The organism is Candidatus Magnetaquicoccus inordinatus (genome assembly GCF_004217665.1).
Lineage (GTDB): Bacteria > Pseudomonadota > Magnetococcia > Magnetococcales > Magnetaquicoccaceae > Magnetaquicoccus > Magnetaquicoccus inordinatus.
The window spans coordinates 6,415-16,658 of the sequence record NZ_RXIU01000060.1 but is presented as its reverse complement, the minus strand read 5'-3'; the positions used below and the strand labels follow the sequence as shown (position 1 = coordinate 16,658).

At 52.7% G+C, this 10,244-nt stretch carries 13 protein-coding genes; 3 read left to right on the top strand and 10 right to left on the bottom strand.

The genetic code is table 11. From position 1 onward, the window contains the following. Window positions 1-47: 47 nt before the first annotated feature. The 10 genes from EJP87_RS06520 to EJP87_RS06475 all read right to left on the bottom strand — a co-directional run bounded on the left by EJP87_RS06520 (window position 48) and on the right by EJP87_RS06475 (window position 7,873). A complete protein-coding gene (locus tag EJP87_RS06520; RefSeq protein WP_130471050.1) occupies window positions 48-611 on the bottom strand; it encodes a recombinase family protein in 564 nt (187 codons plus the stop codon). A 483-nt stretch (window positions 612-1,094) separates the two neighbouring features. Continuing rightward, window positions 1,095-1,658, bottom strand: a complete 564-nt coding sequence (gene atpF / locus EJP87_RS06515) for a F0F1 ATP synthase subunit B (RefSeq protein WP_193771192.1) — start codon at window positions 1,656-1,658, stop codon at window positions 1,095-1,097. Between the two features lie 5 nt (window positions 1,659-1,663). After that, window positions 1,664-1,891 carry an ATP synthase F0 subunit C gene (atpE, locus tag EJP87_RS06510; protein ID WP_130471048.1) on the bottom strand — a complete coding sequence of 76 codons (228 nt, stop codon included), beginning with the start codon at window positions 1,889-1,891 and terminating at the stop codon, window positions 1,664-1,666. A 73-nt stretch (window positions 1,892-1,964) separates the two neighbouring features. Next, window positions 1,965-2,759: a F0F1 ATP synthase subunit A gene (locus EJP87_RS06505; protein ID WP_227657490.1), complete on the bottom strand. Its 795-nt coding sequence runs from the start codon at window positions 2,757-2,759 to the stop codon at window positions 1,965-1,967. Window positions 2,760-2,776: 17 nt separating this feature from the next. Then, on the bottom strand, window positions 2,777-3,064 hold the full coding sequence (locus EJP87_RS06500) for an AtpZ/AtpI family protein (protein WP_227657489.1): 288 nt from the start codon (window positions 3,062-3,064) through the stop codon (window positions 2,777-2,779). Between the two features lie 56 nt (window positions 3,065-3,120). Next, window positions 3,121-4,620 carry a nitrogen regulation protein NR(I) gene (ntrC, locus tag EJP87_RS06495; protein ID WP_130471047.1) on the bottom strand — a complete coding sequence of 500 codons (1,500 nt, stop codon included), beginning with the start codon at window positions 4,618-4,620 and terminating at the stop codon, window positions 3,121-3,123. Window positions 4,621-4,622: 2 nt separating this feature from the next. After that, window positions 4,623-5,684 (bottom strand): two-component system sensor histidine kinase NtrB, encoded by a 1,062-nt coding sequence (locus EJP87_RS06490; protein ID WP_130471046.1) that lies wholly within the window; start codon window positions 5,682-5,684, stop codon window positions 4,623-4,625. Further along, window positions 5,684-6,697, bottom strand: coding sequence for a tRNA dihydrouridine synthase DusB (dusB, locus tag EJP87_RS06485; protein ID WP_130471045.1), 1,014 nt, complete (start codon window positions 6,695-6,697; stop codon window positions 5,684-5,686). The genes EJP87_RS06490 and dusB overlap by 1 nt, the downstream gene beginning before the upstream one ends. 122 nt (window positions 6,698-6,819) lie before the next feature. Further along, complete coding sequence (locus EJP87_RS06480; protein WP_130471044.1) at window positions 6,820-7,167, bottom strand: P-II family nitrogen regulator; 348 nt, start codon at window positions 7,165-7,167, stop codon at window positions 6,820-6,822. A gap of 13 nt (window positions 7,168-7,180) precedes the next feature. After that, complete coding sequence (locus EJP87_RS06475; RefSeq protein ID WP_193771191.1) at window positions 7,181-7,873, bottom strand: TIGR04211 family SH3 domain-containing protein; 693 nt, start codon at window positions 7,871-7,873, stop codon at window positions 7,181-7,183. A gap of 125 nt (window positions 7,874-7,998) precedes the next feature. Here EJP87_RS06475 and argB point away from each other — a divergent pair, with 125 nt between their 5' ends. The 3 genes from argB to EJP87_RS06460 all read left to right on the top strand — a co-directional run. Then, window positions 7,999-8,886, top strand: a complete 888-nt coding sequence (gene argB, locus EJP87_RS06470) for an acetylglutamate kinase (RefSeq protein ID WP_130471042.1) — start codon at window positions 7,999-8,001, stop codon at window positions 8,884-8,886. Next, window positions 8,883-9,575, top strand: coding sequence for an alpha/beta fold hydrolase (locus tag EJP87_RS06465; protein ID WP_130471041.1), 693 nt, complete (start codon window positions 8,883-8,885; stop codon window positions 9,573-9,575). Before argB ends, EJP87_RS06465 begins: the two co-directional genes overlap by 4 nt. 32 nt (window positions 9,576-9,607) lie before the next feature. Beyond that, window positions 9,608-10,244: methyltransferase domain-containing protein (locus tag EJP87_RS06460; protein ID WP_193771190.1), on the top strand; the 637-nt coding region annotated here is incomplete at its 3' end.

Sequence of the window (10,244 nt, the reverse complement as noted above, 5' to 3'; positions counted from 1 at the left end):
GATACCAGCGTTTGCAGAGTCAATACAGGAGCAGCAGGAATGAACGGTCAAGTGGTGGAGCTGCTTTGGGTCGCAGCACCAAGAATCCGGTACACTGACGGCACAGAGATGCCGGTCCTCTTGGCCGCATCAACCTTGGAGACCCCTTGAGCAACCAGCTCCAGCACCAATTGAGATTTGGCTCTGGCGGTCGGCTTGCGACCTTTGTACACCCCTTCACGCTTGGCCTTTTCAATACCCTCTTGCTGGCGTTCCTTCAAAAGGTCTCTTTCAAAGGCACTGATGGCCGCCAACATGGTCAGCATGAGTTTCCCGGTTGCAGTAGACGTATCCAGGTTGATGTTCTGAATCTTCAGAGCCACATTTTTCCGTTCCAGCAACTGGACAATCTCCAACAGGTGGTGAGTGTCCCTTGCCAGTCTATCCAGCCGGGTGCATTCCACCACGTCACCCTTCCTGATGAACCGGAGCAGCTCCAGGAGTTTGGGTCGGTCCTTCTTGGCTCCAGACTCAACTTCTGAAAAAATTTCATCACAGTGGGCAAGAGAGCCGAGTTGAATCCCCAAGTCCTGTGACGATGAAGAAATTCTGGCATATCCAATCACGGCCATTGCAGCACCAATCATATCAATAAGGTTTAAGATGCTGTGATAATGCCATATCAAAACTCAGAAGTCAACTCTATTGATGCACCTCCTGGGCAGCAATGGGCTTTTCACTGGGGTGTACCCTAAAGCAAAGCAGAAGCAACCACCCGCTTCCAATAGCCCTTATACGGTCGGCTTCAGGACTGGAAACAGTGTGCTTTGTGTGAGAGTCTCGTGTGAGAAAGTTGTTCCAAAAGCGGAAAAAGCGGGGGTAATCTGCCAAAACCTGGAAGATGTAACTGTTTGATAAAATTAAAAACCATTGCAGATGAGGAGGTTGTGAAGCCGCGATTCCCTACTTAGGAATCCGTTGCTCTATCCGGCTGAGCTACGAGGACATACATACCGTTCCCTATTTGTACCCACACTCTCTTCCAGGATGGAAAAGGCCGAATCCCTTACAAGAGATTCGGCCTCGATAACCATCTTTCTGCACGGCAGCTACAATCAGTGCATACCGATTCGATTCTTTTCCAAATGCTCCAAAGCCTCTTTTACCATACTCTCAGCTTTGGGTTTGGTAACCGATTTTGCAATCAGCTTTTCAGTAGCCAACATCGCTATCTCTACTGCTGCTTCCCGAACCGCTTCCATTGCTTGCACTCGTGTACGCTCAATCTCTTCCAGCGCCGAGGCTTTTCTCTTGTTCAACTCTTCTCCCAACTCAGCAAGCGCCTGCTCGCGAATCGCTGCAGCCTCTATCCGCGCCTCATCAATCGTCGTGGCGGTTAACTGCCGTGCCCGCTCAATCTGATCACGATAATTGGCCAATAGACGATCAGCCTCCTGTCGTGCCCGCTCTGCCTGCTGTATGTCTTCGCCTATCTTCTTACTGCGGCTGTCCAAAATATCGTTGATCGCCGGTATGACATACCGATTCAACAGATACATCAGAACAAAAAATGATACTATCGTCCAGAACATCTGAGATGCAAATACGCTGGACTCAAACTGCGGCAAACCCGATGACTGGGCATGCCCCTCCGCAGCAGCATATGCGCTTGAGATCATCGAGATCATCCCTTGCCCATGATGATGAACGCCAACACCAATCCATACAACGCAATGGCCTCAACAAAGGCCGCGCCAATCCAGACATATTTGGACAACTGCGCCTCGGCTCCCGGTTGACGCGCAAACGCCTCAATCGCCTTGCCGAACATGAATCCCAATCCAATGCCAGAACCAGCCAGCCCTGCGGCGGCCAATCCCATACCTATGAATGAGGCGGGTAGGCTTTCCATCGTGTCATCTCTCCTAAACAAATTTGCAAGTCGCGAGTCTCGCGGGCTGAAAACTTGATCCGATGCCTCGACATCAATGATGTAAATGCAACGAATCGTTAATATAAACACATGTCAAAATGGTGAAAATGTAGGCCTGAATAAAGCCAATGAAAATTTCCACCGCTGTAAATACTACCGAAAAGCCAAACGGTAACCAAGAACCAATCCACGGCAATGTCGCTGAAAAAAAGAATAACACTCCCAAAACTGTATGGCCAGCCGTCATGTTGGCAAACAAACGCACCGATAACGAAACAGGACGCGCCAAAAATGAGATAATCTCAATCGGCACCATCAACGGCAACAATAACACAGGCAATCCTGATGGTACAAAAAATCCTAAAAATTTCAATCCATGTTTATAAAAACCGAGAAAAATCGACAGAAAAAATATTCCCAATGCCAAAGTCGCCGTTACAATCAACTGCGATGTCGCTGTAAATGAAGCCGGAATCAATCCTGTCCAGTTGCAAAACAGTACAAAGAAAAAGAGCGAAAATACCAACGGAAAAAATGGCTTGCCACCATGCCCGATATTTTCATCGACGATGCCACGAATAAACAGATAACCAGCTTCAGCAATGCTTTGTAAGCGTCCCGGAACCAATCCAGGCTGACGCATGGCATAACGAAAAAAGAGATAAACCGCCGCTACCGAGATCCACATCCATAATACCGAATTGGAAATCGAAAAAAGATCCATCCCAAACGGGGCTATCTCTATGTAGCGGATCACTTGAAAATGGTGCAAAGGATCCATACGGGGTGCCGCAGCGGCAACTGCTTGTGCGGCTTCGGCATTGATGGCGGTAGCAGTCAATAACACGTTTCACTCTCCCCGATTCAATCCATAACAGAAGGCTGTTGCTCTTTTTTTTGCGTGGCAAGCTGGTAAACCATACGAAAACCAGAAGCGGCACCTAAGAAAAAAAAGATCACTGTCAGCCATGGTTGTGTTGCCAACCATTGATCCAGATAATATCCCATCGCCACACCAATCAGCGTAGCGACCACCATATCCGTGGCCATGCGCATGCCTGTACCCATTCCCTGCTGCGCCTTGGTTGCCGATGGTGGTTGGCCTCCCTCCGGAGGCTCTGGCCGGGTCTCCTTGCCTGTATGCACCTTCACCCCGCCTTCATCATCATGCTAAAAAAAGCTGTCCCACCTGTCAACGCCTGAACCTCTCATCTTTTCACATTCACGTCAAGATCCTGAATTTTTTTTCGTAGTGTATTGCGATTGATCCCCAAAAGGCGGGCAGCCATGACTCGATTGCCGGATGTTTCCAATAATACACGATCAAATAGTGACTTTTCGATACGATTCACTACCTGATCATAGAGATTATCACAATTTTTCCAACTGGGAGAGGTGAAAAATTGATCCAAAAACCGCAACAGATTATTTTCCGGGCTCACCTCTTCAGCCACATCAGACTCTACCCGCGATAGTGTTGCGTCACGTACCACCTCATAGGCTCCAGGCATCTTGCCTACACGTGGCAAGTTTAAGTGTTCCCGTTGAATAATCTCCTGGGGAGTCAATACCATTAAACGATGAATCAGATTTTCCAGTTCCCGCACATTGCCAGGCCAATCATAGGCCATCAACTCTGCCAGGCTCTCCTGCGACATCCGTTTTAACGGTAACCCCAGTTTTTGCGCCGCCCTGGCCAAAAAATAGTCCACCAACAACGGAATATCCTCACGTCGCGAGCGTAACGATGGCACATACAAGGGCACCACATTCAAACGGTAAAACAGATCTTCGCGAAAACGACCTTCGACAATCGCCGAGGGCAAATTTTGATGGGTTGCCGCAACAATCCGTACATCTGCCTTCAAGGTCTCCGTCCCCCCAACACGGGTAAAGGAGCCTCCCTGCAAGACCCGCAAGAGGCGCGTTTGTGCCTGCATCGGCATATCGCCGATCTCATCCAAAAACAGTGTACCCCCCTTGGCGCGCTCAAAATGGCCATGATGGCGGGCCACCGCTCCGGTAAATGCCCCTTTTTCATGACCAAACAGCTCGCTTTCAATCAGATTGGCCGGAATCGCTGCCATGTTGATGGCAGTAAAAGGGCCCTGCCGTCGGGGGGAGTGGTCATGGACTGCACGGGCGACCAGCTCTTTGCCAGTACCCGATTCACCATGAATCAAAACCGTCATCTCAGAATTGGCCAAACGTCCAATGGTCCGAAACAGCTCCTGCATCGCCTGGGAGAGGCCAACAAAGCCGCCAAAACGGCTGAATTCATTGGAAGTTGCCGGACGTGGACGGCTTGCCTGCTGTCGTTCCATCGCCTGTGCCACCAGGTCGATCATACGCCGAATATCAAATGGCTTGGCCAAATATTCAAAAGCGCCCCGTTCAAATGCCTGGACAGCATGACTCAACGTGCTTTGTGCCGTCATCACAATTACCGGCAGTTCTGGTTGCCGGGTATGCAGCGTTTGCAACAGATCCAACCCCGAACCGGATGGCATGACGATGTCCGTGATCACCAAATCAGCCGGTGTCTCACTGGCAAAATCCAGCAATGCCTTGCCGTTGGCAAAACTGTATACCCGATAACCAGCCCGTCCCAAGGCTTGTTCCAGAACATAGCGCATGGCATGATCGTCATCGGCAACCAGAATGGTCCGACCCGGAAGCGCTGCGGTAGAGGGGGAACGATTGTTCATGGTTATGGCACGTTGACAGGTAATAAGACACGAAAGATGGTTTGCCCGGCCTGTTCTGTTACCTCAATCTGACCACCATGATCGTGGACAATCTTTTGTACAATGGCCAGACCCAATCCATTGCCAGTTCCTTTGGGTTTGCTGGTCACAAAGGGCAAAAACATGCGCTGTCGTACCGATTCCGCAATTCCGGGACCATTATCCCGTACTTCAATAATCAAATGGCGTTGCCGTCTTCCTTGTTCCAGGCGCACCTGTGTGGAAATGCGTGTGTGCAGGCAGACCAACCCCATCGCCCCTGCTGCATCACGGGCATTTTGCAGCAGATTCAAAAACAGTTGAATCAATTGATCCCGATCACCGCGAATCGCCGGCAGGGAGGGGTCATAATCCTTGTTGATGCGTGGTTGATCACCAGGACATAAACGCACCACATGATCCAATATCTCATGAATATTGACCGCTCCACTCGGTGTGGCATGACGGTCGGCCAAGCCCAGCAGAGCATCCAGCAGGCGACTGATGCGATCCACCTCTGCACAAATCAATGCTGTACCGGTGGAAATGGTGGTACTGCCCCCTTCCATCTCCAAAAGTTGCGCCACACCGCGAATGCCAGCCAAGGGATTTTTTACCTCGTGGGCAACGGTCAGGGCCAGTGTTTCCATGGAGTCCAGGGTGGCATTGAGACGTTGTCCCTCTTCAATACGTTCCAAAGTGCCGGTCTCTTCCAACTGCAGCAGTGCCCCGATACCTTGCCCATCGGCATCTTCCAGGGGAACGGCGGTCAGCGAAACCGAGAGGGTCACTCCAGGGGAGGGGGTTAAATGGGCGGTGCGTACACGACAGGGCATACCCAGATTGCGAGCACGATGAATCAAATCCAAGGCAATAGGATGACCTGGCAACAGTTGGGCCAGGGGTATGCCAGACAAATGGCGTCGCGCACGGCCCAGCAACCGTTCTGCTGCTGTGTTGACCGCTTGTACCCGCCCTTCATGATCGACTGCAACCACGCCGGTCGTCAATTGATCCCACAATATCTCTGGGCTGAAATGAACCATTACGGCTCCTCGACTCCTGCCAGAAAATCTGTCAACAACCGTCCCGTGTTCTCGGCATCAGGTGAATAATTCAACTGTTCCCGAAACCGTGCTCCTCCAACCAGACCACGGGTATGCCAAGCCAAATGTTTACGTGCCAAACGATTGCCCACAACGGGGCCGTGAAAAGCGATGATCTGCGCATAATGCTCTTCAATCAACTTTTTTCTCTCCGGCCAGGCAGGAGCCGGCAACAGGGTACCGTTGCGCAGAAAATGGGCAATTTCCCGGAAGATCCATGGTCTGCCAATCGCCGCTCGACCGATCATCAGGCCATCCACAGCAGAACTCTGCCACACTTGGCGAGCCACCTGCGGGCAGGTGATATCGCCATTGCCGATCACTGGAATGGTCACGCCAGCCTTGATGGCGGCGATGGCCTGCCAATCGGCACTGCCATGATACATCTGGGCTCGAGTTCGTCCATGCACGGTAACAGCAGCAATTCCAGAATCTTCAGCAATGCGGGCGATGCGCAAAGCGTTACGCTGCTGCTCATCCCAACCCAGGCGGATCTTGATGGTCACAGGTACTGCCACCGCTGCCACCACCGCCGCCATGATTTGCCCAGCCAATCGTTCATCGCGCATCAAGGCCGCACCAGCATGACTTTTGGCAATCTTTTTCACCGGGCAGCCCATATTGATATCGATCAGAGTGGCGCCATGTTGCACATTCAAACGCGCTGCCTCCGCCATCACTTCCGGATCGGCACCGGCAATCTGCACAGCAACCAACTCCTCTTCCGGTTGGTCTGTTTTTTCTGAGCAGGAGCCAGCAATCTTTATGCTTCTGGCTGTATGGCGGACCATGGCCTGCGAAGCAACCATCTCCGACAGGGTCAGATCGGCTCCATACCGTCGTGCCAAATTACGAAAGGGCCTATCGGTGATACCTGCCATTGGTGCCAACAATAACGGCACAAAAGGGCGTTGCCGCGCAAACAACTGGGTGAGAGGATTGGATACGGACATCTCAAGATCGGTATAGTGTGACAGTCAAGGTGTGAAGAAAACTCCTGCTGTTTTGGTCACAGCAGGGTGCTGCTGGCAGTTGCTCAGGGCCTGGGTATCTATTGCTGCCCACTGCGCGATTTTTAGTTATATTGCTCGCGAATCTCCGTTTCCACCGCCAGCAACTGCTCCCGCAATCCCATTGCCTGTTCCACATCCAGTACAAACAACATGCCCGTACCAGGCGTATCCAGATCACCGTCCAGATGGATGGTGCGGGTGACCGCTGCAACCCGTGCCTCATCCAGCAGGAATAAAATCAAATCGCGCTGATTGTCCAGCGCCAAACCAAAAAAGGGACGCTTTTCCGGGGGAACTGTGCCCCGTGCGGGGATAACAGTAGCTCCCAATGCTCCCGCTCCACGAGCTGCCGCAATGATGCGTTCTGTCATCTGGGGTCGCACGGTGACCACCACCAGTTTCCAACCCATGGCGGTTGCTCCACTATTCCAATGAACCAAAGGTGGAACGGCGCCTTCTGGCCAAAACAGCACCGCTGATCATGCCAATTGCCAACACCGCCGATCCTGCCAGAAAAAAGGAGGTATCTGTTTGTCGTTCCAGGATCCGGTTGTCGTCGGAGAGCTGTTTCATCTCCTGTTCTGCAGTGCGCAGCTTTTGGGCCAGGGATTCATTTTCACGTTCAATTTCCAGGGCATTTTGGGAGATTTTACGAATCCGTGTCAGCTCCGCTTCCAGCTTTTCCTGGGAACCGACCCGTTTGCGCAACTCTTCGTTTTCGCTGCGTAAACGATTACGCTCCTCTTCCGCACGGCGTAAAGTTTCGCGGATGGTATCCAGTTGCACTTGTGGGGGCATCTCTGGAGAGATCAAACGGCGCAGCACCCAACCATCCAGGCCAGAGGCAGTAGCACGTACCCGTGCCCAGCCAGAGGCGCGATCATCCTCCAGGATTTCCATTTCCTCGCCAATCTTGAGCATCTGGACTATCTTATAGCGCGTTTCCGGTCCGCGCCGCATCAGGATGCGGCAGTCGTCCACCGCATAACCGGTTTCTGCCTGTAATGGTGCCGCCATGCCACAGCAGATCAGCAATGCCAAACCGTGCAGCAGGCTGAGTGGCAAGCAACGCGGTGGCGCTGCCTTCCCTGAGCGATGGGGGAGTGTGTCAAGCATGGTCTCTGCATACCGGAAAAAAGGGAAAACGAATCGACCGCAACTGCGGCAAAAGTAGCAACCGCAATAAAAATCAGTGTCACACTCTAACGGAAAACATGACCCGTCGTCCAGGAGGAACAATAATGAGTTTACCGATCCGGATTGAAAAAGCTCGTGTCTTGATCGAGGCATTACCCTATATGCGCCGCTTTGCCGGCAAGACCTTCGTGATCAAATATGGCGGCCATGCCATGGTCGATGAGGCGCTGAAAGCGGGTTTTGCCCAGGATGTCATCCTGCTGCGCCAGGTTGGCATCAATCCAGTGATCATCCATGGTGGAGGGCCGCAAATCGGACAGACAATGAAAAAAATGGGTTTGGTTCCCCAATTTATTGATGGTCAACGGGTTACCGACCAAGAGACAGTCAATGTGGTCGAAATGGTTTTGGCCGGTCAGGTCAATAAAGAGATTGTCAACCTTATCAACCGCAATGGAGGACGGGCTGCCGGACTATCCGGCAAGGATGGGCCGACTATTTTGGCGCGTAAACGTACCCATGTCCGGCCCGGTCCCGATAGTGAAGAGCCGGAGTTGATCGATCTGGGTTGGGTGGGCGATGTGCAACATATCGATACCACTCTGCTCGAACTTTTCAAACAATCAGATCTGATTCCGGTTGTGGCTCCGGTCGGTGTGGGTGTCAACGGCGAAACCTTTAATATCAATGCCGATGCGGTGGCCGGCCATGTGGCCATGGCGCTCAAGGCGGAAAAATTGCTTCTGCTGACCGATGTGGCCGGTGTCATGGATGCTCAGGGTAGTCTGATCAGTCAACTCTTCCTGGAACAGGCCAGTAAAATGGTCTATGACGGCATTATCAGCGGCGGCATGATTCCCAAGGTGGAGATCTGTCGCCGTGCCTTGGAGGCCGGTGTCAAGGCAACCCATATTATCGATGGCCGCATCGAGCATGCGCTGTTGCTGGAGATCTTCACGGATCAAGGTATCGGTACATTGGTTCGTCAATGAGCTCTGGTCTGCCACAATCATCCTCTCCCGTGCTGCTGCTGGTGCATGGTTGGGCATTAGGGGCAGGCAGTTGGCAGAGTGTGTGCCGTCTCTTGCCGGATTATCACTGCCTGACCCCGGATCTGGGTTTTTTTGCTGCGGCACGTCCAGTGGAGATTCCCGTTGATCGTCCTGTATTGGCGGTGGGGCACTCTTTGGGTTTTTTATGGCTTTTGCAGCAATTGCCGCATGCTCCCTGGCGTCACAACTGTATCGGTCTGCTGGGTATCGCCGCTTTCAGCCGTTTTGCGCGTGCGGAACATTTTCCCGAAGGGGTGCCAGGACGCTTGCTGCAGCGCATGCGTCAACGGCTGCCGGAGAATCCGCACGCTGTTTTGCAAGAGTTTGCTCGTCAAGGCGGCAGGGAGCTCTCTTTGCCGCACACCTTGGTTGCAGTGGATAGCTTGCTTCAGGGGTTGGATTGGTTGGCAACATGGGATGGTCGAGAGAGCTTGCACCAATGGACAGGAAGAGTCGCCAATCTGGCAGCACAGGATGACCAGATTGTCCCGGCGCTCTTAAGCAATCGCTGCTTTAACGCACAGCAATGCCATTGGTTGCCAGAGGGGGGCCATCTGTTGCCCATCACCCAACCACAAGCGTGTGCCCACTTTATTCAACAATTTTTACCAGAAACGCCGTACCATTGATCATGATGGGAACAGCAGCAAGAGTATCAGGAATGGTGCAATCCATAATGCAGGCATTTGCCCAGGCGGAGCAGTATGCCGAACACGCCCAAGTACAACGTCTGGTAGCAGAACGATTGGCTGCACGTATCACTTTGCCGCTGCTGGCACCGACTATGCTGGAGCTGGGGTGTGGAACCGGTTTATTCAGTCAGCAACTGTGCCAGCGCTGGCCACAAGGCAGACTGTTGTGCAGTGATCTGACCTGGCCGATGGTGCAACGTTGTCGGACAGCCTTGGCAACAACAGACAAGGTGCGCTATGGGCTTTGGGATGGCCAGGATCCCCCCTTGGCCAAAGAGCAGTTTGATTTGATTGCCGCCAGCATGGTGATGCAGTGGTTTGTGCAACCAGGTGCGGCTTTGCACAAATGGCATGCCCTGTTGCGTCCAGGAGGCTGCATCGCCATGGCGACATTGGCCCCTGGCACTTTTCATGAGTGGCGCAGTGCCTGTGCTGCGGCAGGCATGGCGCATGGATTACGCGATTATCCGGATGCGGCCAGTTGGCAAGCTTCCTGGCCCCATCCGGCAGATGCAACCATTGAGGAGGAGCAGATTGTTGTCCATCACTCATCCGGGTTGGCCTTCTTGCGCGGTTTGCGCGCTGTAGGTGCCCATGTGCCGGCTT

Excerpts from the sequence above, each read along its gene's own strand:
- EJP87_RS06520 (WP_130471050.1), bottom strand. The coding sequence starts at position 611 with ATGGCCGTGATTGGATATGCCAGAATTTCTTCATCGTCACAGGACTTG.
- atpF (WP_193771192.1), bottom strand. The coding sequence starts at position 1,658 with ATGATCTCAAGCGCATATGCTGCTGCGGAGGGGCATGCCCAGTCATCG.
- atpE (WP_130471048.1), bottom strand. The coding sequence starts at position 1,891 with ATGGAAAGCCTACCCGCCTCATTCATAGGTATGGGATTGGCCGCCGCA.
- ntrC (WP_130471047.1), bottom strand. The coding sequence starts at position 4,620 with ATGAACAATCGTTCCCCCTCTACCGCAGCGCTTCCGGGTCGGACCATT.
- EJP87_RS06490 (WP_130471046.1), bottom strand. The coding sequence starts at position 5,684 with ATGGTTCATTTCAGCCCAGAGATATTGTGGGATCAATTGACGACCGGC.
- dusB (WP_130471045.1), bottom strand. The coding sequence starts at position 6,697 with ATGTCCGTATCCAATCCTCTCACCCAGTTGTTTGCGCGGCAACGCCCT.
- EJP87_RS06480 (WP_130471044.1), bottom strand. The coding sequence starts at position 7,167 with ATGGGTTGGAAACTGGTGGTGGTCACCGTGCGACCCCAGATGACAGAA.
- EJP87_RS06475 (WP_193771191.1), bottom strand. The coding sequence starts at position 7,873 with ATGCTTGACACACTCCCCCATCGCTCAGGGAAGGCAGCGCCACCGCGT.
- argB (WP_130471042.1), top strand. The coding sequence starts at position 7,999 with ATGAGTTTACCGATCCGGATTGAAAAAGCTCGTGTCTTGATCGAGGCA.
- EJP87_RS06465 (WP_130471041.1), top strand. The coding sequence starts at position 8,883 with ATGAGCTCTGGTCTGCCACAATCATCCTCTCCCGTGCTGCTGCTGGTG.